A 23,258-nucleotide genomic window follows, 5' to 3' on the forward strand; every position below is an offset into this window, starting at 1 on the left:
GGCGGTGGCTGGTGACGAAGCTTCGGCCAGAACGCCGGCGTTCGCCTGGCGTAGGCGGTCCACTGTTCGCCGAACAGGGCGGCGACTTCCCGTTCCTCGCTGCGGGCCAGGTACATGTACTGGGGTCAGGAACCGGCGGCACCTGGCCGTACGCCGACACCGGCGTATGGTCCGGCCTCTGGCATGGCAATCAGGGACTGGCCGGTGAGGGCGAGAAGCTCCCAGGACTCGGCCAGCTGCACTGGGTGGTCGTCGGCGAGGTAGACGTACGAGGGAAACCATCGATGTAGCGGGTTCGGGGCATCGGAAGATGCTCCTCAGGTCCGTCCGAGGCGGAGCGCGGATGGCTCTCCGGCTGCGTCAGCCGGTCGGCCGGGGGAGGACAGAGCCGGCTGGACCGTCAGGCCCGGGTACCGAAGGACCTGCCTTCTGCGCTGCTGAGCGAAGTGATGCCGACGGAAGGCTCCGGCGATGAGCGGTGAAGCATGGGCCGGCGTGGCGGTGGCGGGCGTCACGGCCGCGTACGCGCTGGGCTCACGCCGGCTGGCATCGTCGCCGGTGTCGTCAGCGATGGTGTTCGTCGGCTGCGGAGTCCTCCTCGGGCCAGCGGCGCTCGGCATCGTCGACCTGAAGCACGGCGCCGAGGCGGTCACCGCACTGCTCGAAGCGGCCCTCACCCTGGTGCTGTTCACCGAAGCCATGACTGTCCGCAGGCGGGACCTGCGAAGCGAGGGCTTTCTGCCGGGTCGGCTCCTGTGCGTCGGTCTGCCGATGAGCATCGGCGCAGGCTGGCTGCTGGCATGGCCCCTGCTGCCGGACTGACTCTCTGGGAACTCGCGTTGGTCGGAGCCGTTCTCGCTCCGACGGACGCGGCCCTTGGCAAGACCGCCATGTCCAGTCCCCGGGTCCCCGCACTCGTCCGGCACGGCCTCAACGTGGAGAGCGGCCTGAACGACGGCATGGTGCTGCCGTTCTTCGTGCTCTTTCTGGCCGCCCTGCCAGGCACGTCCGCCGCGCGGGAGGGAGAGTCGGGTGTCTTCTGGCGCGCGTTGGTGCTCAGCTCGGTCCTGGGCTTCCTGGTCGGCGTGGCCGGCGGCCGGCTGCTGCGGTCGGCGCAGGCCCGGGGATGGGTCTCGCGTACGTGGGCGCAGCTCTTCGTCCCGGCCGTCGCAACGGCCGCGTACGCGCTGGGCGTCGTGGTGGACGGCAGCGGCTTCATCGCCGCCTGGGTCGGCGGCTTCGCCTTCGGTTTCGCACTGCGCCGGTTCCTGATGAGGCTTCGTGAAACTCCCCAGGGCTGCTCTTCGTTCCCCAGACGGTTGCTGTCGGCAACGAGGGTCGGGGCCGCCCGCTCGTGGAGTGTGCGGGCCGTGCCGAGTGGTCAAGGGCGCCTGCGGCGGCGCTGCGCGCTGAGCTTCGCTCACCCTGGACAACTCGCCCCGACCCTGGACCTGGCTGGCTATCGGGCGGCCCCTCCCGAGTGGCATCCGTCCGCAGCTCAGCGCGCTGTGGGTGGGGAGACAAGGTGAGCAGGTCTGGGGAACCCCTGAGCACGGGGTGGGGAATTTCAACGAGCCTCATCATTCCCGGGCGGCGAACCGCGGAAGGCCCCCGCCCCCTCGCGGGACGTCCCTGACCGTACCGCGGCCTTCGCCGAGTACCTCGGGGAAGGCCTGGCCTCGCACGCTGGAGAACCTGAGCTGGCGCGTCGTCGTGTACGCGGTCCTCAGCCTGACTGTCGTGAGGATGCTGCCGGTAGCTGTCGCGCTCACCGGCAGCGGGCTCAGACTGCCCACGGTTGCCTATATCGGGTGGTTCGGACCCCGCGGTCTGGCCTCCGTCGTCCTCGGGCTGCTGCTCCTGGAGGAGGAGCACGTCCAACGGAGTCGAGTTGCTGGCGAGAGTGGTGGCGGTCACGGTCGGCCTGAGCGTTCTGCTGCACGGTTTCTCCGCCGTCGCCCTCGCCGACCGGTACGGCCGCTGGCACGAGAAGCACGCCGCCAGGGGCCGGAAACTGCGCGAAGGAGCTCCCGTTCCTGCGTCCACACGGGTCACCCCGCGCCCGGAACGGGAGCTGTGAGTCAGGACGGGGGTTGGAGGACTGCGTCGACGACGTAGATGGTGGCGTTCGCGGCCTTGATGTTGCCGCAGACGATGTTCGCCTTGTCGTTGACCTTGAAGTCGGTACCCGAGCCCGACGTGGTCAGTTTGCTGCCTTCCACCGTCGTGAAGGAGCCGTTGGAGAGTTGGTCCGGGGTGATCTGCTTGTCCACTACGTGGTAGGTCAGCACCTTCTTAAGCTGCCCCTGGTCGCTGAGCAGCGAGGAGAGCTGCGACGCTGTCACGTTCTGGAACGCCTGCTGATTGGGGGCGAAGAGGGTGACGTCGGGCTTCTGGTCGAGGGTGCGGCCCAGCTGTGCCCTGACCACGGCTGCTACCAGCTGGCTGAGCTGCGGGTAGGCAGACGCAGCCTCTACGACCTTGTCCTTGGCCGTATCGGCCTTCTGGGAGAGCGCCGAACAGCCTGAACCGAACGTGCCGGACGGGCTGGGAGAGGCATCCTGCGCGTGGCTCTGCGACGTCAGACCTCCGAGGGCGAGCGGGACGGCGACCACAACTGCCGCGGTGGCTTTTGCTGTATGCGTGCGGGTGAACCTCATAGCAAACCTTCCTCCTGTGGAGGGGTGAATCCTGCCGAGGTCTGGACTGCGGCTGTCTTCGTTTCCGCCGGGCGGGGTGGGGCGGCTGCAGCGCCCGGCCGGCGTTGGGGCCCTCATCACCCTGCCGCTCAGCGAGCGTATCCAGCACGTGCATGGGACCGCATCTTGAAGCCGGACGCGGCGAACGCCCCGCTTGCCGCCCTCGGCATGCGGGTTCGCGCCACTGACGTCTCCAGGCCCTGGCTGCAGCACCTGGAGACCACCCGTGTAAAGAACCCAGCTCAGCTGTTGGGAAGGGTCGGGCGCTGGGCCTGGCAATCTCCTCGCCGGCGCGCCGTCGGCAGGTGCGGTCGAGCCTGTCGTCGTCCGGCTCCCGCCTGGCCGCCGGGACGAGGTTCAGGCGTGGCGCTGGTAGTTGTTCTCGTACTCGTCGAAGACGATGTGTGCGTCGCCGTGTGCGCCCACCCGCAGGTCTTCGTCGAGCGTGCGGACGCGGTACTGCCAGCCGCCGGGAAGCCGCAGGCGTTCCCCGAGCGTGGGCAGTTGCTCCACGTCCAGGTCCGGGTCGACATGCCGGGAGAGGCTCTGCATGACGTACTGGTGTCCCTCGGGGGAGACGAGTTCGTGGATCTCGCTTCCCTTCAGGAAGACCCACTGGGTGGTACGCCCCACGGTGAGCTGTGTGTAGGGCGGCCGTTGGGTGCTGAGGAACGTCTGCAGGTCGGGGACATGGATATCGGCCACCGTGTGCATGGCGATGCCCTCCACGGAGGTGACTCGTCCTCCGTCGCGGAGCTCTGCCGTGGCGGTGTCCATGAGCGCCCGGCGCGGCCCGTTCATCCACACGGCGTCTCCGTGGAACTCCGCAGCCAGGGCGGCGGGGTCCAGGGCGCGGAACTGCTCGTCGGTGAAGTCGACCGGCAGACCAAGGGTGTTGTAAACCATGCCGGTCGCTCCGGGGCCGTCAGCATCTTTGGTGAAGACGACGATCTCGGCGTGGGGCACGCCGCGGGAATTCTCGAACGTCCTGGTCACTGGAGCCTGGCCGGCCGGTGTTGACGACATACGGCGACTCGCTTTCTGTGGCATGACGGTCCTGGGCGGTCTGCAGTCCGTTGACGCCGACTGGCTCCGGCAACCCCGAAGGACCCCAACCGTGTGGTCGTGAACTTACGCGCCTGTCCGGACTCCTGCCCTCGGGCGGGCTTGGCCGTTCGGCCGTACGAGTGCAATGACGCCCGTACAGCGGGAGACAGCCGCCTGGGCCGTGGTCGCGCTGGGCGAGACGGTTGGAAGCTCTCCGGCTGCGTCGACCGGTGAAGCGGGGGAGGATGGTCGCTGGAAGACGGACCCACGCGGCCGGCGTGACGGAGTCCATGCCGTGATGCTGTTGAGCGAAGTGGTGTTGACATGGCCGAACCATCACAGCGCCCGGCCTGGCGGCGCATCCCCGAGGACGTGGCCGGCACAGCCGTCACGGTGGCACGGGCCGCCGGACGTGCGGCCCTCCATCCGAAGGCCACGATCGATCGCGCACGCCACCTGCCCGGCATGATGCCCGCACTGGGACAGGCGGTGAAGCCGATCCTGACCGGGCGCATGGACGACTGGCGTGGCGAGTACGCCTACACCCTCGGTGAGCAGGCGTTCGTCTACGGGTTCCCGTACATCTACAACGCCCAGCTGAGGCACGACTGGGTGACGCAGCCGCGCAACCCGTCGACGGTCCCCTACGCGCCCGTCAACCATTTCTGGCACGCCGAGCGGCTGCTGGACGCGACCTACCGCGACGGTGGGTGTCCCAATAATGACACGCTGTATTCAGCTGCCTGGGTGAATCTCGGCAGCGAGCCGGTCATCCTCTCCCATCCGGACATGGGTGATCGCTACTTCACCTTCGAGCTGGTCGGGATCACCTCCGACAACTTCGACTACGTCGGTCAGCGCACCACCGGCTCCGGCGCGGGCAGCTTCGCCCTCCTCGGCCCGGGCTGGAAGGGAAAGCTTCCCGCCGGGGTGCGGCATGTGAAGGAGGCGCCCAGCCCCTGGGTCCTCGTCCTCGGCCGCACCCTCGTCAGCGGCCCGGACGACGTGCCACGCGTCCGGGCACTTCAGGAGCAGTACCGGCTCGTCCCGCTCAGCCTGTACGGCAAGCCGGACGCGAAGGTCCCCGAGAGCCGTGACGTGCTGACCCCGATCCCGGCGGCGGAGGACCCTCTGGGACCGTGGAAGACGCTGAATGCGATGCTGGCAGAGAATCCCCCGCCGTCCCATCACGACGTCCTCCTCCAGCAGTTCGCCCAGATCGGCGTAGGCCCCGGCCTCGACGTCGAAGCACAGCCCGACGCGGTCAGGCAAAGCCTGATCCGGGCCGCTGCCATCGGCACGCCCATGCTCAAGCAGCAGACCCTCAGCGGCGACTGGGCCCACCTCGTCAACGGCTGGCGCTACCCGCCCCCGCAGATGGGACGCTTCGGCGACGACTTCCTCAAACGCGCCGCCGACCAGTCGCTGCTCGGCGTCGCCGCCAACGATCCGGCCGAAGCGGTCTACTTGCTCAACTTCGAGGACGCCGACGGCAACAAACTGGCCTCCGACGGCCGGTACCGACTGCGCTTCGCCATCGACGCGTTGCCACCGGTCGACGCCTTCTGGTCACTGACCGCTTACGGCGAGGACATGAACCTCATCCCCAACCCGGCCGACCGCTACTCGGTGGGCGACCGCAGCACCGGCCTGCAGTGGGACGCGGACGGCGGACTGACCATCCACCTGCAGAGTGAGCCGCCCGGCCAGGACAGGGAAGCCAACTGGCTGCCCACCGCAAAGGACGGCACCTGGTTCGCGGCCCTTCGCATGTACCGGCCCCGCCCCGAGGTGATCGACGCCACCTGGGAGTGTCCCCCGCTGACCCGCGTCGACTGACGTTCCCCGGTCGGCAGAGCCACCACCGTGCCCGGCATGCGCACAGGGAGGCTGCCATGGCCACCACCCAGGAGACCATCCGGTTCAACGAGCTTCGCAACGTCCGCTACGGGGAGATCTTCCTGATCAGCCCAGGCGACGAGGGCGGGCTCCGAGCCGACGTGTACAACACCACCGGTCTCAACGACTGCCCGCAGGAGAAGTGGTCTCCCCTCGATCCGCAGACCCTGACCCGGGACACCGGAGCGTCTGCCGTCTGGCTGAACGGTCCTCGGTTCTGGCTGATGGACCGCATCACCGCGTACAAGGCCGGCGAAGTCCGTTCCTTCCAAGGGCTGCAGGCCCGCTGGCTGGCTGTCCTCAGTATTCCCGCGGGGTTCGAGCTCAGCGGCAGCGGCCCCGGGCGCTTCTACCAGGACACTGTGATCAACCGGGACACCGAGTGGCTGTTCTCCGCGGGCAAGCCCGTCCACGAACTGCTCGACTCCGAGGGCCGTGTCTACGTGACGCATCACCGCGTACAACCGCTCACCATGGACATGCTCGCCGGGCTGGGGGATCGGCTGCAGCTGCCGGCTGGATGGGCGTACCGCACGGAGACGCCCGAGCACGACCTCGTGCTACGGACCGCGACCGGAGAGGCTCACATTCTCCAGGACGAGCTGGAGAACACCTACACGCACTGAGATGGTCTCAAGCCGCCTGCGGTGTGCCGACCCTCTCATTCGCAGGCCCAGGCACGGCCTGTCTGCCGGTACTCCTCCACGGGGATGGGCTCGACCCCGGTTCGCATGCGAGCGTTCCCAGGACGTTCCCATTCCGCACTCCAAAGGCCTTCCAGGGTGGTTCTCTGGAAGGCCTTTAGGGTGCTGACCTGCAATTTTCTGGTGCCCCCGGCAGGATTCGAACCTGCGACACCCGCTTTAGGAGAGCGGTGCTCTATCCCCTGAGCTACGAAGGCAGGGATCTGTCGACAAACGTGTCTAAAACGAGGTCGCCACGCGACCCGGCTCTTGACGTGTTTTGGACAGGTTGGTGATCGACCGGTGAGGGTCTGCTCGCCGCCGCCAGTGTAGCGGGTGGCGTGCGCGGCGTGCGGGGGATGTTGCTTGCTGGGGAGGTCCTGTGCGGGGTGCTGGGGCGACCGGGAGGGGGCGACCTGCGGTCGTTGTCAGGAGAAGATCGTGTTCAGTGCTCGGGTGATGGAGTTGTTCAGCCAGGCGTAGCCGAGATAGATCAGCAGGGCTCCTCGGGCGCCGTATGCCGGGACCCGCTTGTGGGGGTAGCTCTGGTCGAAGCGGGAGTGGATGGACTCGCTGTCCTGGCGGAAGCCTTTCAGGCGGCGGCCGGCCGGCGTGTCGGGAGGCACCTGGCGTAGGTGTTCGGTGCGGTTGAAGTGCTGCTTCTTCGTCTTCGGGTCGATCTGTCGGTCTTCGTCGGTCTCGTCGCACCTGATGCGGAGAGTGTGCGTCTTGGCGGGGCAGTTGATCGCGATGCGGTGGTAGAAGCGGGTGCTGCTTACCATGAGCTTGGCCACCAGACCCTCCCGGGAGACGGGGCCGTAGCGGCAGCGCTCCCTGACAGTCCGCGCGAACCACTGCCCCTTCCACTTGGTCCGCAGGGCCTCAAGTCCCTCGACCTCGCCACGTGTGAAGGCCCGGGCGACGTACCGGCCCTTGTCGCTGGGCAGATAGGTCGCCCGCCTGTGCCCCTTGGTGAGCAGACCGGTGTTCATCGCGAACACCGGGACCAGCCCGCAGTTCTTGGCGGCCATCCCAGTCGCCGTCGCCAGCTCCGACGCCCCCATCGGGTCGACTGCCGAGCAGGCGGCCACGATGACCAGCAGGTGCTGATCCGCCCGCAGTTTGGGCGACGGCATCAGCCGTTCCTCGGGCCCCAGCCTGGCGCGGCCGGTGACCGGCGGCGTTCCCGTCGGTTGTCGAGTTGACACTGTTGACACCACACCTTTCAGGCAGACCGGGGCAGAGGCGTGACCAGGCGTCAGGTCAGGTTGCTACTCTGGTAGCAACCCATGGTTGGACGAGGTGCGGAAGTCGGCATCCCGTCCGTCACACTGGTCGCATGCCCGGAGGAACGAGACGTGGGAAGAAGCCGCGCGAGTATGCCGTGTCCGGCGACTGGCCGTACGCGGCGATGGACAGCGTCCGGCAGGCGCAGGTGGGGCAGGCCGTCGCCCGGGCCCTGTCGGAGGCGATGGAGCGACGCAGCTTCTCGGCCAATGCGCTGGCCGATGCCTCCGGCGTCAACCGGCAGGTCATCTCCAACATCCTCGCCGGAACCGTGTGGCCCGACATGTTTACGCTCGCGAGCCTCGAGGCGACGCTCGATGAGATCCTCTGGCCGCGTCACACCGAATGGCCAATGGACGATGACGGTGCCCGCCACCAGCCCATTCCCTCACATCGGCGCAGCAGCGAGGGATAGTTGCCGACCAGGCAGGACGGCCTAGGAAAGTCTGATGATGTGTCTGCTGCATAGGGGGTCGACCTCCCGATCGGGGGAAAAGCAGGCCGAACAGACCCTCGTCCGGGAATGACCCGGTAGCGTGGGGGTACGGCCCAGAGTCGTCAGACCGCCTCCCGCGCGTGCTGCGTCGGCCTCGGAACCTTGCTGGCGTGCGGGAGACGGTCGCCTTGGGGCTCTTCTAGGCGGCCTCCGTAGCTGGGGCCGCGACGAAGTAGCAGCGTCGGCTGTCGTTCCGGTGCTTCTTCGCCACGAACTGCTTCTTGGTCAGATGGTCCAGAAGGGCCCGAGCGCGGTTGTGCGCCTTCTCGTCTACTTCGGCCTCCTGGCCCTCCAGCTGTACCGCGAGCAGCTTCGGGGTCCACTGCTGACCGGGGGAGCTGATGATGATCTGCAGGGCCTGCAGGGCGCGGGGGCCGAGCTTCGAAGCGTCGCATGCCGCCGACGCATCGGCCGTGGCCGTGTGGCCCGCCTCTGCGGTCGGGTCAGCGGCCGCCCTCTCCGTGGGGTCCGAGGACTCGTTTGGGCCGCTGTCGGCGCCTTCCCGTTCGTCAGGATCGGGCACGACCTTGAACTTGGTGCCTCCCTCGCGTTGTCCGCTGCGAAGGGCGATGCCGGCCTGTGCCGCCGCGAGGAGCGTCTCCTGGACGCGCAGCGCCTGCTCGCGTGTGGTCACCACCTGCTGGCGTTTGGAACGCACCACTGCCTTCTCGGCTTCCAGCGCGGAGATTCCCGACGTCAGCCGGTCGAGTTGGGCGTCATGTTCGGCCAGCTCCGCATCACACTGGTGGATCAGAGCACCCATGTCCGCTGCGACCCTGCTGGGATTGGCGGAAGCAGTGGCACCGTCGGCGGGCTGCATGGCGATCACCATAGGGCCTTGCCGCCACAGGCGCGCACGCCCGGCCCCGATCCGCCAGGAGTGCGAGGGGTGTTAGGTGGGTAGGGAACGCCGCCTTCCCAGCCCTTGAATTCTGCCGGGACATGGCGCTCTGACCTCGTGTGACGACCTTAGGGAGTTGCTCCCACGCGCGTGCAGGGGACCTGTGAAACCCGACCGCAGCCCAGTCATCGAGCGGCACTCAGGAGGCTGCGCCACCCTCGTTCTTCCTAGGCAGGGCAGGAGGTAGGGCCCGGAACTTGACCGCCCGGCTGGCGGCTGCTGCCGCGGGTCAGCCGCAACCGGAACTCTCCGAGCCGGACACGCGAACACCACCTGCTGCGCCTCGAACTGGACAGCCCGCAGCGCGAGTTGAGACGGCTCATCCAGGCATCCTGCTCCGTCCCGCCAGCCCCCTGAAAATGCCTGTCATCCATTAGAGCGGCAAGAGGGACCGCAGGTGACAAACCAGGTGTCCGTGCCTCGAAACGGCGCTGTCGGCTCGGGAAGGGCACGGCCCGCGGCTCAGCCGTGCCCCGGCACCAGGCAGTGCCCTCAGGAACGCCTTCAGGGCTGGCGGCACTGGCGGTCGTACGGGACCTGCGTGAGTACAGGGTGCCGCGTCGACGGAGGAGCTGGCGCGGTTTGAGACCGACGTGCTGTCCGGGTTCCGTCCTCGCGCGGGCCTCGGCGGGGCTGGCGGACGGCACGATCCGCGGCGGCGTCGAGCACCTTGACTAGATCAGGTCCTGGTTCGGTCGACCGCTGTGGGACATGGAGCCGACGACGCCGACGCGTACTTCGGGAAGGTGCTGTGGAACTCACGCGGCGGCACCCGGTGAACCCGGTCGCAAGCGCTGACCACGTACTTCCTCTTCCTGGAGCTGCGGCGCAAGGTCGAACTCCATCGGATGACCGGCCGGGTGGTCGAGTGCCCGATCAACGAGATTGGGCAAGCGCGGCTCGGGTCCGCGAGCGGATGGTCCCGCTGATCATCGGCGCGACCGCACATGGCGGTTCATCGCGGACGTGTGCGGCCAGTTCGCCGACGACCAGACCCGCCCCGGCGCCCCGCTGTTCCCCGCCGAGCGCAAGAAGGACGACGGCTCCTCGCGCCGGGTCGGTGGACACGCCCCGCGCGGCGGGCCCAAGGTCGCGGCCAAGAGCACATCTGCCGGCATGGGGCGAGAAGCTGACACCGCATGTCCTGCACTTCTGCGCAATCCAACACGACGCCACCGCACTGATCCGGGACGCGATCGGCGAGAAGATCGCGATCGCGCACACCGAGCCGAGCGGCAACCTGCGCGACGACCTCCTCGCCGAGCTGAACGTCACCCGCGACCACCTGCACGATCCAGCAGTCGACCGGGCCCTGCGCATGGTCATAGAGCGAGCCGTCGCACCCGCCTTCTCGGATCTGGAAGACGCGCTCTACCGGGAGGGCACGCGGGGCTGCGCTGAGATCATCCGGCAGGCGAAGGCACGCGGCGAGCTGGACGTGACGCTCGCGGTCGAGAAGCTGCTGGGACCGCTGTTCTTCCGCAGGCTACTGGGCAGCCGCTCGTTCGACACCATCTACGTACGCCGGGTCGTCGACGACTTCCTTGTCGTGCATCGCACTCCACCCCGCTGAGCCGGCGCGGGTCGACGCCGTTCTCCGGTCGGCTCACAGGCGGTCGGAACACCAGTCACTCACTGTGCGTTTCGGCCACCAGGTACCGATCTGCGGGGGTGCGGGTAGCAGGCGCGACTACGGGCTGGCGGCCGTGGGCAGGCGGGCCCAGTAGGCGGGTGAGGCCGCAGTGGCTCGATCAGCAGGCTGGGGCGGAGCAGGGGCATCGGGTGCCTTAGGAGTACCGTGCGAGCGAGTATCCCTCCGCGTAGTTCTCCCCTCACAGGATTCGGGCCCGGAACACATCATCGGCCTGTTGTCCCTCGGCTTGGCGAAGGCCGCATCCCGGGCCGCGCTGCCACAGGGCGGGCCGCCGCAGGCTTGCCTTGAGCTCGTTTTGTTGGCAACTCGCCGCACAGGAGTCGAGGACCACCTCCGAGCGGACATCACCGCTCGGGCCGTCGAGCGCCTCGCGCGCGACGCGGCCGTCCGTCCATCCAAGGGGGTAGTCATCAACACGCCCGATCTGCACAATGGATCATGCTCGCACTACCGTGCCGCCCGGCTGCTGCACGACCAGGACCGTCCGCTGGAGCAGGTCGCCGGGCATTTGCTCGGCGCCGAGCCCGCCGGCAGGGACTGGGTGGTCGGCGCGTTGCGCGCCGCCGCACGTCTGGCTTCGGCGCGCGGCGACTCCGAGAGGGCTGTGGCCTACCTGCGGCGCGCGCTGCGCGAGCCACCTTCGTCCGGGCAGGATGTCCTGCTGGCCGAACTCGGCCGCGTCGAGGCACCGGCTCACCCGGCAGCTGCGGTCCGCCACTTGTCCGCGTCGCTGAACGCGCTCACCACCCCGGCGGCGCGGCTGGAGGTGGTGCCCGTACTGGCCGACGTCCTGGAGCGGGGCCAGCGCGGCTGCCAGGCAGCCGAGCTCCTCGAACGCGAGGCCCGATCGCTGACCATGGCGGATCGGCCACGCGACGATGCCGTGTTCGGCCTGAGACTGCAGCGCGTGCTGATCGAGATGCAGGACCTGGACAAGCGGCCATGGATGGGAGAGAGGCTGGCCGGGCTGTCGGCCGACGGTGACCGCACCCGCGAACGGGCAGTTGCGGCGCTCCGGTCGGCTCTGGCGGCAGGTCACCTCTCCGAAGCCGCCACTGTGGCCTCGTACGCCCGTGACGCGCTGGAAGGATCGCTGCCGCAGGACGACGTCGTCACGCGCGCGATCGCACCGGCCGCCCTGGCCCTGGCCTGGTGCGACCGGCTGGAGGAGATGTCAGGGATCCTCGATCGCCTGTCGGAGCAGACACAGTGGCACGACGCCGATGCCACGCGGACGCTGGTCTCGATGGGCCGGTGCGAAGCGGCCTACCGGACCGGCTGCCTTCCCTCTGCCCTCGACGCGGGACGCCGCTGGCTGGACCTGGTCTCGGCCTCCCGCGGAAACCCCATGCTTCCCCTCGCGGTCGCCGGCGTCCTGCGGGTGCTGCTGGAGACTGGACGGCGCGAGGAAGCCGAGCCGCTGCTCATCCTTGCCGACCCCGAGCGGTACGGCAACGTCTGGCAGTGGACGCACCTATTGGAGGCGCGTGCGCGCATGCGCCTGGCCGACGGCGATTTCGCCGGCGCCCTGGAGGACCTGCTGGAGTGCGGACGGCGCCAGATCGCCTGGCAACGGGACAACCCCGCCATCCTTGCGTGGAGATCCCTCGCCGCCCTCGCTCATCTGGCCCTGGGCCGTTCCGGCCAGGCCGCGCGTCTGGCGCACCAGGAACTGGAGCAGGCCCAGGCCTGGGGCACCCCGCGTACGCTCGGCATCAGCCTGCGCACCGTCGCCGTGACCGTGCGCGGACGACAGGGCCTGACACAGTTGGAGGCCTCCGTCGGCTTGCTGGAGGAAGCCGGAGCCATGCTCGAACAGGCCCGGTCGCTCGTCGAGTACGGCACGTTGCGTTTCGAGGCCGGGCATGCCCGGCTGGCCAGGGAGATGGCCCGTCGCGGGCTGGAGCTCGCCCGGCAGTGCGGGGCCGTCGGCCTTGCCGACCTGGCCCGCGAGCGCCTGCGTGTGTTTGGCGCGAGGCCCCGCCGAGCGCACGCGGTCGGGGCGCCGGCGTTGACCGACAGCGAACGCCGGGTTGCGGTACTCGCGGCGCGTGGACTGACCAACCGGGAGATCGCCGAGACCCTCTTCATCACGCGGCGGACCGTGGAGAACCATTTGACCAGTGGATTCCGGAAACTCGGCATCACCGGCAGACGCGAGTTGGCACCTTTGCTCGACAACGAACCGTTGTGACCCGAGAGGCCTTCCGGCCAGATGGGGAAATGCTCTCGGCTCGCGGGTGCGGACTTTCCGGACGGCTGCGGCCGGGCGGCGGCCGGTGCCCTGGGACAGGGACCCGGCCGCCGCCCGGCCGACGCTGAGGAGGTGAACCTCCGCGATGCAGCGCGTTGTCGGCTACCCGGCCCGTCGCAGTCCCGCGTACTGCATCGAGCCGAACACCACCACGGCGATGCCGATGAAGCCGACGTAGCCGTCACCGAGGAGAGTGAGCGGAAACCACGACGCTCCGGCAGCGAGTACCGCCGCGCAGCCCACCGCCCACACCGCGTTGAGCACGACGGCTGCGACGGCGATCGGCCGGATGACGGCCGGGCGGGTGGCCGCGTACCACAGGCCGACGGCGTAGACCGCCAGGAACGCACCCTGTGCCCAGTGCAGCCACGCCGGCAGGCCGAGCGCCGAGTCCAGCGTCCTGGCCCCCAGCAGGCTGAGGGCTGCGACGAGTCCGGACACCGTGCCGTCCAGCTTCAGGGAGAAGCGCAACAGAGCGTCGTTCGCGGCGGAGCCCACCGCACTGCACCGGTTGGTTGTGTCATCAACCATCTGGACTGCCTCCCTCAGGTCGTACTGACAGCGGCGCGGGTGATGAGGTCTGCCACCTCCTTGGCGTGCGACAGAGGTGAGCAGTGACTGGACGGCACCAAGGCCACCTCCGCCCCCATGCGCTCCGCCATGAAACGCTGAGCAGCCGGCGGCAGGGCCTTGTCCTCCCCCGCCACCTGGTACCAGGAGCGGATCGCGCGCCATGCCGGCTCTCCCGAGGGGGCTTCCAGACACGCCAGGGCGGCCGGCTTCTGGACCGCCGCCAGCACGTTCGCGCGCACCGCGGGAACGTCAGCGGCGAACACCTCATGGAACCGGTCCGGGGCCACCTCGCAGAGCCCGTCGTCCTGCGGGCGGACCGCTTCGCCGACTGTGGCCTGGAACTGCTGCAGGAGCTGGAAGGCGCTCTCGCCCTTGACCGGGGCGAAGGCTGCCACGTACACCAGTGCCGAGACGTTCGGCGCCTCCGCCACCGAGTTGGTGATCACCGTTCCTCCATAGGACCAGCCGACCAGGACGACGGGGCCCGACGACCTGCCCAGTACCCGCCGTGTGGCGGCCACGTCGTCCTCCAGGGAGGTCAGCGGCAACTGCACCGCCGTAACGTGATGTCCGGCGTCATGCAGGAACGGGATGACCTCGCTCCAGCTGGACCCGTCGGACCACAAACCGTGTACCAGCACCACTTCTGCCACAGCCATCGACTCCTCTGTTCGTCTCCGGGCAGCCCCGCCTTTGCCACCTCGGCGGCCCGCTCGCGGGCGCCGGGGCACACTCGCCGCCGTGCGGGGGGTGGGGAACACGGCGGCGAGTGAAGGAGGAGGGGGCCTCTCCTCACGAGGAACAAGGCTGCCGAGTCGGACGCCGCCGCGGATCACGGAGTTTCCGTGGGAATTCGCCCTCACTCGAGTGCTGGAGCCAGGACGCGGCTTTCCGGCCCGGGCACGTGATCAAGACCTGTCCACTTGTGGCCGTGAAGTAGAGCGGCGGCCGGTGATCAGCCGATTGCCTGGCCTTCTGCGGCACTCTAGGGTGAAGACATGGGTGGCACGGTCCGAGAGGCCAGCACACTGCCGGCCGAGCTGACACGTTTCGTCGGACGACGACGGGAACTGTCCCAGGCCAGGGCGCTGCTCTCCCGCGGGCGGCTGGTGACGTTGACCGGGCCGGGTGGCATCGGGAAAACCCGGCTGGCGTTGCGGCTCGCTGCTGAGGTGCGGCGGTCCTTCCCCAGCGGGGTGTGGCTGGTGGAACTGGCCGCGCTGGGGGACGGGGCCCGCTTGGCGCAGACTGTGGCGTCACGCCTGCGGCTCGGCACCGAAGCGCTCGGTGATCCGTTGACCACCCTGGTGGACCATGTGGCCGGTGAGCGGATGCTGCTGGTGCTGGACAACTGCGAGCACGTGCTGGATGCCAGTGCACAACTGACCGCCACCTTGCTGAGCGCGGCTCCGGACCTGCAGGTACTGGCGACGAGCCGTCAGACACTGGGCGTGTGCGGGGAACACGTGTTTCCAGTGCCACCCATGGTGCTCTACGAGGACGGCCAACCCCCGGAGTTGTGCGAGGCGGTGACACTGTTCGCCGACCGGGCCGCCGCGGTGCGACCCGATTTCGACCTCTCCGCGGGGAACATCTCAACGATCCACGAAATCTGCCGCAGGCTGGACGGTGTCCCGCTGGCGATCGAGCTGGCGGCGGCCCGACTGCGGGCCCTGTCGCCGCAGGAGATCCTGCTGCGCCTCGATGACCGGTTCACGCTTCTCACCGCGGGGTCCCGGGTCGCGCTGCCACGTCAGCAAACCCTGCGGGCGGCCATCGGCTGGAGTCACGACCTGTGCACGAGCCAGGAACGCCTGATGTGGTCGCGGCTGTCGGTGTTTTCCGACGGCTTCGATCTGGAGGCGGTCGAACAGGTATGTTCCGGAGACGGGCTCGAGCGAAACGACGTACTCGACGCGATTGCCGGCCTCGTGGACAAGTCGGTACTTGCCCGCGAAGAGCTGGGAACGCGGATGCGGTACTGGCTGCCGGACACGCTGCGCCAGTACGGGCGGGAGCACCTCGCCGCATCGGGTGAGGAACACACGCTGCGCGAGCGGCACCGCGACTACTACCGAACGGTGGCCGAACAAGCCCGGACCGCATGGTTCGGCCCCGACCAGCTGGCCTGGTTCACCCGGCTGCGCGCGGAGCACCCCAACCTGCAGGCGGCCCTGGACTTCAGCATGAACGATCCCGGCCAGGCACAAGAGGCGCTCGGCCTGGCCGCCTCCATGTGGTGGATGCACCGGCTCGGTTTCGGGTCCCTCAGCGAGGGCCGCCAGGCGCTGGGCCGGGCTCTCGACATCAGCGAGGAACTGAGCCCGCAGCGGGCCACAGCACTGTTCACCGACGGCCTGCTGGCCGTGCTGCAGGGCGACATCAGCGCGGCCGAGGCGCGGGCGAAGCAATGCCGCGATATGGCGAGCGCCCTGGGGGAGGACCGGGACATCACGCGCCTTGCGGTGAACCTCGCCGGGCTCGTGGCGCTGTTCCGGGGCGACTTCGCGCAGGCCGTCCCGCTGCTGGAGGACGCACTCGCCCGGCATCAGGCGGCAGATGATTCCGGTAGCGCTGCGGTCGCCTCCTTCATGCTCACCACCGCCTGCTTCAATCTCGACGACCCCGCCGGCACCGCCCACGCCGAACGCTGCCTGGCCCTGTGCGAGGCCCACGATGCCCAGTGGTCGCGCACCCACGCGCTGTGGGCCCTCGGCCTGGACCACTACCGGCGCGGTAAGTACCAGCGGGCCAACACACTGATCCGCCATGCGCTGCGAGACAAGCCGCTCTCCCATGACCAGGGCGGTGTGGCCCAGTGCCTGGAGGTACTGGGATGGTGCGCGGCCGCGGCGGGTCTCGGCGAACGCGCGGCCACGTTGATGGGAGCGGCCGACGCGACCTGGCAGGTCGCCGGGTCCGCGCTCACCGGGTTCGGCCACCTGCGGGCCGGCCACCAGAAATGCGAATCATCACTGCGCAGGGAGCTGGGCGAGACCGCGTACACCGCAGCCGTCGAAGCGGGCGGGCAGCTCACTCTGGAACAGTCCGTCGCCTACGCCCTGGAGGAATCGTCGGCACCCACCCCGCCGCCGCCCGCAGACGAGGCGACGGCGCCGCTGACCCGCCGCGAACGCCAGGTCGCCGATCTGGTCGCCCAGGGCATGAGCAACAAGCAGATCGCCGCCGAACTGACGATTTCCACACGCACGGCCGAAGGCCACGTCGAGCACATCCTGACCAAACTGGGCTTCACCTCACGTGCTCAGATCGCCACTTGGGCGACCAGAAACCACGAACCCCACCACCCAGTGCGCGCCTCGGCCACCTCACGATCCTGACAGGGTGTCGAATCCCGCCGGAACGGATTTCACCGCTCCGCCTGGCAAGACCGCCGTCAGTGAGGCCCCCTCGCGACAACCGCTCTCAGATTCGGTAGCCCATGCCGGGCAGGGTCTCGATCACCTGTGGCTCGCCGAGCTTGGCGCGCAGCCGGGAGATCGTGACCCGGACGGCGATGGTGAACGGGTCGGCGTTCTCGTCCCAGGCGCGCTCCAGGATTTCCTCGGCACTGACGACGGCGCCGCGAGCACGCAGCAGTACCTCGAGGACGGCGTACTCCTTGGGGGAGAGCGCCAGATAGCGCCCATTGCGGTGGACCTGGCGGCGTGCGGTGTCCAGGACGATGCCGCCCCGCTCCAGGACCGGCGGCAGCGCCGGCTGGGTGCGCCGGCCCAGCGCCTGGACGCGGGCGACCAACTCGTCGTACTCGAACGGCTTGGGCAGGTAGTCGTCGGCGCCCAGGCGCAGCCCCTGCACGCGGTCGGTGAGGGAGCCCGCGGCGGTCAGCATGAGAATGCGGGTGCGGGCCCCGGCCTCGACCAGTTCCCGGCAGATCTGATCGCCGTGCAGTCCGGGCAGATCCCGGTCCAGCACCAGCACGTCGTAGTCGTTGACGGCGAGCCGTTCCTGGGCGCCTGGGCCGTCGTAGGCGACGTCCACGGCCATGGCGTGCTCGCGCAGGCCCGTGGCCACCAGGTCGGCCAGGACCCGCTCGTCCTCGGCCACCAGTACACGCATGACTCGTCCCTTTCCACTGGTCGCCCGCGCCGCCAGAGTGACGGGAGCACGGCACGCCGCGCCTGCCGTGATACCGCGTCCGGCGTTTCAGCGGCGTTACGGAAAGCCGAAACGCCGGTGTTACGCACTGGCGCGTACTCCTGAAGCCGGTAGCCGATTCCGGTCGCCTTTGCAGAAGGGTACGAAACCATGAAGATCAGTGCACTGGTGTCTCTCACGGGCCGACCGCCGCGATCACCGTCCGGGGCACTGCGGACCCTGGGCGCCGGGCTGGTGGGAGCCGCCGTGCTCGTCCTGGCGGGCTGTGGCAGCGGTCCGGACGGCGGCCCGAAGGTGGACAGCCTGGGCGACGGCAAGAAGAACGCGTCGAAGTCGGCAGACCCGTCCGTGGTGTCGAAGGACCCGAAGCAGGCCGGGCTCCAGTTCTCCCGCTGCATGCGCCAGCACGGTGTGCACCAGCCCGACCCGGATCCGAACAGCAATGTCACAGCCATCGGAGGGCCGAATGACAGCCCGCAGAAGGTCCAGGAGGCGATGAAAGCCTGCCAGAAGTACCTGCCCGGAGGCGATCCGGACAGCCCCGAGACCAAGGAGAAGCAGCGCGACCTGGCCCGCTGCATGCGCCGTCACGGCGTAGCCATGAATGACGACGGCTCGTACCCCAAGGGCCGGCAGCCGGACCCGGACAAGGCCAACAAGGCATCGAAGGCATGCGGCCTCGGAGGCAAGAACAGCGGCTCCGCGCAGGCCCGGGGGTAATGGGTATGAACCGCCGACGGGAACAGGAGCATGGCCCGGCCGCAGTGTCCGAGGACGACAACCACGGTCGTGACGCGGGCCGGGGTACTGAACGGTCCCTTGCCGAGGTGCCCTCTTCTGGCGCCGGGAAGCAGGCTCGCCCGCGTCGTCGGGCCCGGAGATGGCTGCTCACCGGCACCGCCGTGGTGTGTGCCGCGGGGGCCGCGGTGGCACTGCCCGCGATTCGGCAGCCGACCACGGCCAAATCCGCCGGTCCGGTCCACAGGGCGACCGCCCCGGTCGTAAGGACCGACCTGCTGGATCAAGAAAACGTTGACGGCAAGCTCGGTTACGCCGGCTCGTACACCATCAACGCACCCTCCAGCCCGGCGAACGGCAGCCCGACCGACGCCCCCTCCGGCTCTCCGGACCGCGGCCCGGCCGACGGGCCCGGCGCAACGAGCGCAACGCTGACCTGGCTGCCGGCGGAAGGGCAGACGATCAAGCGCGGCCAGCAGGTCTACCGGGTGGACGACCGGCCCGTGCCGCTGTGGTACGGGACAGCCCCGTTCTGGCGTGTGCTGAAGAACGGCATGACCGACGGCGCGGACGTACAGGAACTCGAGCGGAACCTCACGGCCCTGGGCTACGGCGGCGGTCTGACCGTCGACAAGCACTTCAGCGCTGCCACCGCACAGGCCGTCAGGAAATGGCAGAAGGCGCAGGGGCTCCCGCAGACCGGCACGGTCGCCCCCGGCGACGTCGTGCTGGAGCCGACCGCGATCCGGGTCACCTCTGTCACCGCAACGCTCGGCGAGAGAGCAGAGGGCAAGATCCTTGAGGCGTCCGGCACCGAGCGGGTGGTCACCGTCGATCTGCCCGCGACCAGAACGGGCCTGGCAAGAAAGGGCGCGCCGGTACAGGTCCGGCTGCCCGGCGGGAAGACGGTCCCCGGGCACGTGCGGAGTATCGGTACCGTCGCCAAGTCCCCGGGCGGACCCGGGCAGGACGGCGGCCAGCCCGGGGGCGGCTCCGACACGGCCACCATCACGGTCAAAGTCGTCCTCGACCGCCCCCGGGACGCAGGCACGCTCGACGGGGCACCGGTCTCGGTGCTGTTCACCAGCGACCGGCACAAGAACGTCCTGGCCGTACCGGTCACAGCCCTGCTGTACACCCTCGACGGAAGCTATGCCGTCCGTGCCGTGGCCGCCGACGGCACCACCCGCCTGGTCCCGGTCAGCCTCGGCCTCTTCACCGACGGCAAGGTCGAAGTCTCCGGCCAGGGCCTGCACGAAGGCACAAAGGTGGAGGTCCCCTCCGAATGAACCCCGGTACCCACATCCCCGTCATCGAACTGGACGGCGTCGGCAAGTCCTACCCCGGGGGCGTCCACGCACTGCGCGAGGTCACCCTGTGCGTACAGCCCGGGGAACTCCTCGCCGTGGTCGGCCCGTCCGGGTCGGGCAAGTCCACCATGCTCCAGCTCATGGGCACCCTCGACCGGCCCTCCACCGGACACATACGGATCATGGGTCACGACGCGGCCCGCCTGCCCGACCGCCGACTGGCGGCCGTCCGCTCCCGCTGGATCGGCTTCGTCTTCCAGCGCTTCTTCCTCACCGCACACCTGACCGCGCTGGAGAACGTGGCCACCGGCCTGCTCTACCACGGCGTGCCCCGCCGGCAGCGCCTCGCACGCGCCGCTGAGGCACTCGAGCGGGTCGGACTCGGCCACCGGCTCACCCACCGGCCCGGCGAGCTGTCCGGCGGTGAGAACCAGCGGGTGGCCATCGCCCGCGCCGTCGTCGGCCGGCCGGCCATCGTGCTGGCCGACGAGCCCACCGGGGCGCTGGACTCCCGATCCGGCGACCAGGTGATGAACCTGCTGAACGAGCTCAACGCCGAGGGCACCACGATCGCCGTCATCACCCACGACCACGGCATCGCCCGCGCCCTGCCCCGCAGGGTGGAGATCCTCGACGGCCGCATCCGCTACGACAGCGGACCTTCCCATCCCCCGACCGCGCAGCTTGCGGCCTCCACGCGGTACGACGACACCATGGAGGGGTCATGAGCACGACCATACGGCCCAGCCGGGCCCCCACCCCCAGCCCGCTGCCGCAGCCGGCCCGCCTGCAGCCCGACGACGTGATCCGAGTCGGACTCGTCGGCATCCGAGGCCGCCCGCTGCGCGCCTGCCTGTCGGCCCTGGGCATCGCCATCGGCATCGCCGCGATGGTCGCCATCCTCGGCATCACCGCAGGCAGCCAGGCACAGATCACCGCCCAGATCGCCAAGGTCGGCACCAACCTGCTCACCGCCACCCCCGGAAACGACCTCTTCGGCCACAAGGCCGAACTGCCCCGCGAATCCGTGGACATGGTGCGCAGGATCGGACCGGTACGCTCGGTCTCCGCCACCGGCGAGGTTTCCGGCGCCAAGGTGTACCGCACCGACAAGGTCGATCCGGCCGAGAGCGGCGGCATCAGCGTCCAGGCCACACGGCTGGACCTGCCCGCCACGCTCGGCTCCACCCTCGCCAAGGGCAAGTGGCTCAACGCCGCCACACAGAAATACCCTGCGGTCGTCCTCGGCTCAGCCGCGGCCGACCGGCTCGGTGTCCACACCCCCGGCACGCAGATCTACCTCGACGGCCAGTGGTTCACCGTCACCGGCATCCTCAAACCCGTCCTGCTGGCCCCCGAGATCGACAGCTCCGCACTGGTCGGCTGGGACGTCGCCGCGACCCGGCTCGGCTTCGACCGGCATCCGACCAGGATCTACGAGCGCTCCGCCGACGAGGCGGTGGGCGACGTGCACGACGTCCTCGCCCAGACGATCAACCCGCAAAGCCCCAACGAGGTGAACATCAGCCGACCCTCCGACGCACTCACCGCAGCCCTGGCCGTCAAGAACACCTTCCAGATGCTCTTCCTCGGGCTCGGCGCGGTGGCCCTGCTCGTCGGAGGCATCGGAGTCGCCAACACCATGGTGATCTCCGTACTGGAACGACGCGCAGAGATCGGACTGCGACGCGCACTGGGCGCCGGCCGCGGCCAGATCCGCCTGCAGTTCCTCACCGAATCCGTCTCCCTGTCCGCCCTCGGCGGCCTCACCGGCGTCCTGCTGGGCCTGACCGTCAGCACCGGCTGGGCCCTCAGACAGCACTGGCCGCTCACCCTGCCCACCCAGGCGATCGCCGCCGGAGTCGCCGCGGCCGTGCTCATCGGAGCACTCGCCGGCCTCTACCCGGCCGGCCGCGCCGCCCGTACGTCCCCGGCGGAGGCACTGGCCACCTACTGACGGCGTTAGCCGACCCGAGTGTTGCCGGATTCCGCCTCGGCGGAATCCGGCACATCGCAGTTCTCTCGCGCCTGCAAGAGGCTCCGGGCGTGACTACGGACCGAGGCCAAATCCCGCGTACACCGCGGCCGTCGAAGCGGGCGGGCGGCTCACTTTGGAGCAGTCGGTCGCCTATGCCCTGGAGGAGTCGTCGGCGCCCACCCCGCCGCCGCTCGCAGACGAGGCGTCGGTGCCGCTGACCCGCCGCGAACGCCAGGTCGCCGATCTGGTCGCCCAGGGCATGACCAACAAGCAGATCGCCGCCGACTGACGATTTCCAGGCGCCGTGCAGTCCGGGCAGATCCCGGTCCAGCACCAGCACGTCGTAGTCGTTGACGGCGAGCCGCTGCTGGGCGCCTGGGCCGTCGTAGGCGACGTCCACGGCCATGGCGTGCTCGCGCAGGCCCGTGGCCACCAGGTCGGCCAGGACCCGCTCGTCCTCGGCCACCAGTACACGCATGGCTCGTCGGCACGCCGCGCCTGCCCTGGTACCGCGTCCGGCGTTTCAGCGGCGTTACGGAAAGCCGAAACGCCGGTGTTACGCACTGGCGCGTACTCCTGAAGCCGGTAGCCGATTCCGGTCGCCTTTGCAGAAGGGTACGAAACCATGAAGATCAGTGCACTGGTGTCTCTCACGGGCCGACCGCCGCGATCACCGTCCGGGGTACTGCGGACCCTGGGCGCCGGGCTGGTGGGAGCCGCCGTGCTCGTCCTGGCGGGCTGCGGCAGCGGTCCGGACGGCGGCCCGAAGGTGGACAGCCTGGGCGACGGCAAGAAGAACGCGTCGAAGTCGGCCGACCCGTCCGTGGTGTCGAAGGACCCGAAGCAGGCCGGGCTCCAGTTCTCCCGCTGCATGCGCCAGCACGGCGTGAACCAGCCCGACCCGGGACCGGACGGCAGTGTCGCCGTGACGGCAAACGGAGCCGACCCGAAGGTGAAGGCGGCGCTTGAGGCATGCAACAAGTACATGTCCGGCGGCGACCCGAATGCCCGGAAGGCGAAGGAGACGAAGCAGAAGACGCTCCAGGCCGCCCGCTGCCTGCGCAAGCAGGGCCTGAACGTGAGCGACGACGGCCAGATAGCGAGCTCGGGCTCGGACATGAGCAAGATCAACGCGGCGATGAAGGCATGCCAGAAGTACATGGACGGCGTCCCCATCGGCGTGTCCGGGACGGTGCGCGGATCATGAGCGGCGGAGAACTGGGAGTGGAGGCCCGCCAGGCCGCGGCCCCGAGAGCGACGCGGCCGGCAGGACGCGGCACTGGAGGAGGACCGGCGCACGGCAGGAGCACGAACCCCCGCCCCGGACGCCGCGCCGGGCCAGAGGCGCCCCCGCCCACTCCGGCTCTGGCTGCTCGCCGGCACCGCCGTGGTGTGTGCCGCGGGGGCCGAGATGGCACTGCCCGCGATTCGGCAGCCGACCACGATCAAGCCCGCCGGTACGCTCCACAGATGCAAGGGACTGCGCAGGTCAGGCCATTGGGATGGGTTCGAAGCGGAGATTCCGAGGAGGGCCTTGGGTGAAGCCCCAAGGCCGGCAAGCCCTGAGCTTGGCGTTTCACGTCGTCGGTCACCCGACCTGCTGATCTGCAGGTTCTTTCC

At 69.4% G+C, this 23,258-nt stretch carries 22 protein-coding genes, 1 tRNA gene and 1 pseudogene; 15 read left to right on the top strand and 9 right to left on the bottom strand.

The window, feature by feature from the left end; translation table 11 throughout:
- The first annotated feature begins 471 nt into the window (after positions 1–471).
- The 3 genes from ACWC5O_RS01375 (at position 472) to ACWC5O_RS01385 (ending at position 2,080) form a co-directional block, all read left to right on the top strand.
- Positions 472–822 carry a hypothetical protein gene (locus ACWC5O_RS01375; RefSeq protein ID WP_450589638.1) on the top strand — a complete coding sequence of 117 codons (351 nt, stop codon included), beginning with the start codon at positions 472–474 and terminating at the stop codon, positions 820–822.
- A complete protein-coding gene (locus ACWC5O_RS01380) occupies positions 801–1,529 on the top strand; it encodes a cation:proton antiporter domain-containing protein (protein WP_450589637.1) in 729 nt (242 codons plus the stop codon). The genes ACWC5O_RS01375 and ACWC5O_RS01380 overlap by 22 nt, the downstream gene beginning before the upstream one ends.
- 362 nt (positions 1,530–1,891) lie before the next feature.
- Entirely contained in the window at positions 1,892–2,080 is a 189-nt protein-coding gene (locus ACWC5O_RS01385; protein WP_450589636.1) for a hypothetical protein, read from the top strand.
- Between the two features lies 1 nt (position 2,081).
- Here the strand turns inward: ACWC5O_RS01385 and ACWC5O_RS01390 are convergent, their stop codons facing one another.
- The gene (locus ACWC5O_RS01390; protein ID WP_450589635.1) at positions 2,082–2,660 is read right to left on the bottom strand and encodes a fasciclin domain-containing protein; all 579 of its coding nucleotides are present in this window, start codon (positions 2,658–2,660) and stop codon (positions 2,082–2,084) included.
- A gap of 396 nt (positions 2,661–3,056) precedes the next feature.
- The gene (locus ACWC5O_RS01395) at positions 3,057–3,605 is read right to left on the bottom strand and encodes a hypothetical protein (RefSeq protein WP_450589634.1); all 549 of its coding nucleotides are present in this window, start codon (positions 3,603–3,605) and stop codon (positions 3,057–3,059) included.
- 465 nt (positions 3,606–4,070) lie between these two features.
- Here ACWC5O_RS01395 and ACWC5O_RS01400 point away from each other — a divergent pair, with 465 nt between their 5' ends.
- Together ACWC5O_RS01400 and ACWC5O_RS01405 are read left to right on the top strand one after the other, a co-directional pair.
- Positions 4,071–5,585 carry a DUF1254 domain-containing protein gene (locus ACWC5O_RS01400; RefSeq protein WP_450589633.1) on the top strand — a complete coding sequence of 505 codons (1,515 nt, stop codon included), beginning with the start codon at positions 4,071–4,073 and terminating at the stop codon, positions 5,583–5,585.
- A gap of 56 nt (positions 5,586–5,641) precedes the next feature.
- Complete coding sequence (locus tag ACWC5O_RS01405; RefSeq protein WP_450589632.1) at positions 5,642–6,271, top strand: hypothetical protein; 630 nt, start codon at positions 5,642–5,644, stop codon at positions 6,269–6,271.
- 199 nt (positions 6,272–6,470) lie between these two features.
- On the opposite strand, the gene ACWC5O_RS01410 is transcribed toward ACWC5O_RS01405, so the two are convergent.
- Both ACWC5O_RS01410 and ACWC5O_RS01415 read right to left on the bottom strand, forming a co-directional pair.
- Positions 6,471–6,546, bottom strand: a tRNA-Arg gene (locus ACWC5O_RS01410).
- Between the two features lie 210 nt (positions 6,547–6,756).
- On the bottom strand, positions 6,757–7,464 hold the full coding sequence (locus tag ACWC5O_RS01415) for a hypothetical protein (RefSeq protein WP_450589631.1): 708 nt from the start codon (positions 7,462–7,464) through the stop codon (positions 6,757–6,759).
- A 203-nt stretch (positions 7,465–7,667) separates the two neighbouring features.
- Between ACWC5O_RS01415 and ACWC5O_RS01420 the strand changes: the two genes are divergently transcribed.
- Positions 7,668–8,030: a helix-turn-helix domain-containing protein gene (locus ACWC5O_RS01420; protein ID WP_450589630.1), complete on the top strand. Its 363-nt coding sequence runs from the start codon at positions 7,668–7,670 to the stop codon at positions 8,028–8,030.
- A gap of 220 nt (positions 8,031–8,250) precedes the next feature.
- Here ACWC5O_RS01420 and ACWC5O_RS01425 read toward each other — a convergent pair whose 3' ends face one another.
- Positions 8,251–8,931 carry a hypothetical protein gene (locus tag ACWC5O_RS01425; RefSeq protein WP_450589629.1) on the bottom strand — a complete coding sequence of 227 codons (681 nt, stop codon included), beginning with the start codon at positions 8,929–8,931 and terminating at the stop codon, positions 8,251–8,253.
- A gap of 1,141 nt (positions 8,932–10,072) precedes the next feature.
- Between ACWC5O_RS01425 and ACWC5O_RS01430 the strand changes: the two genes are divergently transcribed.
- Complete coding sequence (locus tag ACWC5O_RS01430) at positions 10,073–10,585, top strand: TetR-like C-terminal domain-containing protein (protein ID WP_450589628.1); 513 nt, start codon at positions 10,073–10,075, stop codon at positions 10,583–10,585.
- Positions 10,586–10,880: 295 nt separating this feature from the next.
- Positions 10,881–12,860, top strand: a complete 1,980-nt coding sequence (locus ACWC5O_RS01435; RefSeq protein WP_450589627.1) for a LuxR C-terminal-related transcriptional regulator — start codon at positions 10,881–10,883, stop codon at positions 12,858–12,860.
- Positions 12,861–13,022: 162 nt separating this feature from the next.
- Here ACWC5O_RS01435 and ACWC5O_RS01440 read toward each other — a convergent pair whose 3' ends face one another.
- On the bottom strand, positions 13,023–13,451 hold the full coding sequence (locus ACWC5O_RS01440) for a hypothetical protein (protein WP_450589626.1): 429 nt from the start codon (positions 13,449–13,451) through the stop codon (positions 13,023–13,025).
- 14 nt (positions 13,452–13,465) lie between these two features.
- The gene (locus ACWC5O_RS01445) at positions 13,466–14,152 is read right to left on the bottom strand and encodes an alpha/beta fold hydrolase (protein WP_450589625.1); all 687 of its coding nucleotides are present in this window, start codon (positions 14,150–14,152) and stop codon (positions 13,466–13,468) included.
- Positions 14,153–14,491: 339 nt separating this feature from the next.
- Here ACWC5O_RS01445 and ACWC5O_RS01450 point away from each other — a divergent pair, with 339 nt between their 5' ends.
- Entirely contained in the window at positions 14,492–16,834 is a 2,343-nt protein-coding gene (locus ACWC5O_RS01450; protein WP_450589624.1) for an ATP-binding protein, read from the top strand.
- A gap of 85 nt (positions 16,835–16,919) precedes the next feature.
- Here ACWC5O_RS01450 and ACWC5O_RS01455 read toward each other — a convergent pair whose 3' ends face one another.
- Entirely contained in the window at positions 16,920–17,573 is a 654-nt protein-coding gene (locus tag ACWC5O_RS01455; RefSeq protein WP_450589623.1) for a response regulator transcription factor, read from the bottom strand.
- 189 nt (positions 17,574–17,762) lie between these two features.
- Here ACWC5O_RS01455 and ACWC5O_RS01460 point away from each other — a divergent pair, with 189 nt between their 5' ends.
- The 5 genes from ACWC5O_RS01460 (at position 17,763) to ACWC5O_RS01480 (ending at position 21,927) form a co-directional block, all read left to right on the top strand.
- Positions 17,763–18,332, top strand: coding sequence for a hypothetical protein (locus ACWC5O_RS01460; protein ID WP_450589622.1), 570 nt, complete (start codon positions 17,763–17,765; stop codon positions 18,330–18,332).
- Positions 18,333–18,439: 107 nt separating this feature from the next.
- Entirely contained in the window at positions 18,440–19,639 is a 1,200-nt protein-coding gene (locus ACWC5O_RS01465; RefSeq protein ID WP_450589621.1) for an efflux RND transporter periplasmic adaptor subunit, read from the top strand.
- Entirely contained in the window at positions 19,636–20,388 is a 753-nt protein-coding gene (locus ACWC5O_RS01470; protein ID WP_450589620.1) for an ABC transporter ATP-binding protein, read from the top strand. Before ACWC5O_RS01465 ends, ACWC5O_RS01470 begins: the two co-directional genes overlap by 4 nt.
- Positions 20,385–21,617 (top strand): ABC transporter permease, encoded by a 1,233-nt coding sequence (locus ACWC5O_RS01475; RefSeq protein ID WP_450589619.1) that lies wholly within the window; start codon positions 20,385–20,387, stop codon positions 21,615–21,617. Before ACWC5O_RS01470 ends, ACWC5O_RS01475 begins: the two co-directional genes overlap by 4 nt.
- Before the next feature lie 154 nt (positions 21,618–21,771).
- Positions 21,772–21,927: a LuxR C-terminal-related transcriptional regulator gene (locus tag ACWC5O_RS01480; RefSeq protein ID WP_450589618.1), complete on the top strand. Its 156-nt coding sequence runs from the start codon at positions 21,772–21,774 to the stop codon at positions 21,925–21,927.
- A 12-nt stretch (positions 21,928–21,939) separates the two neighbouring features.
- Here ACWC5O_RS01480 and ACWC5O_RS01485 read toward each other — a convergent pair.
- Positions 21,940–22,116, bottom strand: a pseudogene (locus ACWC5O_RS01485) (response regulator); the annotation flags it as partial.
- 147 nt (positions 22,117–22,263) lie between these two features.
- Between ACWC5O_RS01485 and ACWC5O_RS01490 the strand changes: the two are divergent.
- Positions 22,264–22,845 carry a hypothetical protein gene (locus tag ACWC5O_RS01490; protein ID WP_450589671.1) on the top strand — a complete coding sequence of 194 codons (582 nt, stop codon included), beginning with the start codon at positions 22,264–22,266 and terminating at the stop codon, positions 22,843–22,845.
- Positions 22,846–23,258 lie beyond the last annotated feature (413 nt).

The sequence above is a fragment of the Streptomyces sp. NPDC001450 genome (assembly GCF_053597295.1).

Excerpts from the sequence above, each read along its gene's own strand:
- ACWC5O_RS01390 (WP_450589635.1), bottom strand. The coding sequence starts at position 2,660 with ATGAGGTTCACCCGCACGCATACAGCAAAAGCCACCGCGGCAGTTGTG.
- ACWC5O_RS01445 (WP_450589625.1), bottom strand. The coding sequence starts at position 14,152 with ATGGCTGTGGCAGAAGTGGTGCTGGTACACGGTTTGTGGTCCGACGGG.
- ACWC5O_RS01455 (WP_450589623.1), bottom strand. The coding sequence starts at position 17,573 with ATGCGTGTACTGGTGGCCGAGGACGAGCGGGTCCTGGCCGACCTGGTG.
- ACWC5O_RS01470 (WP_450589620.1), top strand. The coding sequence starts at position 19,636 with ATGAACCCCGGTACCCACATCCCCGTCATCGAACTGGACGGCGTCGGC.
- ACWC5O_RS01395 (WP_450589634.1), bottom strand. The coding sequence starts at position 3,605 with ATGGTTTACAACACCCTTGGTCTGCCGGTCGACTTCACCGACGAGCAG.
- ACWC5O_RS01440 (WP_450589626.1), bottom strand. The coding sequence starts at position 13,451 with ATGGTTGATGACACAACCAACCGGTGCAGTGCGGTGGGCTCCGCCGCG.
- ACWC5O_RS01415 (WP_450589631.1), bottom strand. The coding sequence starts at position 7,464 with ATGCCGTCGCCCAAACTGCGGGCGGATCAGCACCTGCTGGTCATCGTG.
- ACWC5O_RS01405 (WP_450589632.1), top strand. The coding sequence starts at position 5,642 with ATGGCCACCACCCAGGAGACCATCCGGTTCAACGAGCTTCGCAACGTC.
- ACWC5O_RS01475 (WP_450589619.1), top strand. The coding sequence starts at position 20,385 with ATGAGCACGACCATACGGCCCAGCCGGGCCCCCACCCCCAGCCCGCTG.
- ACWC5O_RS01460 (WP_450589622.1), top strand. The coding sequence starts at position 17,763 with ATGAAGATCAGTGCACTGGTGTCTCTCACGGGCCGACCGCCGCGATCA.
- ACWC5O_RS01420 (WP_450589630.1), top strand. The coding sequence starts at position 7,668 with ATGCCCGGAGGAACGAGACGTGGGAAGAAGCCGCGCGAGTATGCCGTG.
- ACWC5O_RS01400 (WP_450589633.1), top strand. The coding sequence starts at position 4,071 with ATGGCCGAACCATCACAGCGCCCGGCCTGGCGGCGCATCCCCGAGGAC.
- ACWC5O_RS01425 (WP_450589629.1), bottom strand. The coding sequence starts at position 8,931 with ATGCAGCCCGCCGACGGTGCCACTGCTTCCGCCAATCCCAGCAGGGTC.
- ACWC5O_RS01450 (WP_450589624.1), top strand. The coding sequence starts at position 14,492 with ATGGGTGGCACGGTCCGAGAGGCCAGCACACTGCCGGCCGAGCTGACA.
- ACWC5O_RS01380 (WP_450589637.1), top strand. The coding sequence starts at position 801 with ATGGCCCCTGCTGCCGGACTGACTCTCTGGGAACTCGCGTTGGTCGGA.
- ACWC5O_RS01490 (WP_450589671.1), top strand. The coding sequence starts at position 22,264 with ATGAAGATCAGTGCACTGGTGTCTCTCACGGGCCGACCGCCGCGATCA.
- ACWC5O_RS01375 (WP_450589638.1), top strand. The coding sequence starts at position 472 with ATGAGCGGTGAAGCATGGGCCGGCGTGGCGGTGGCGGGCGTCACGGCC.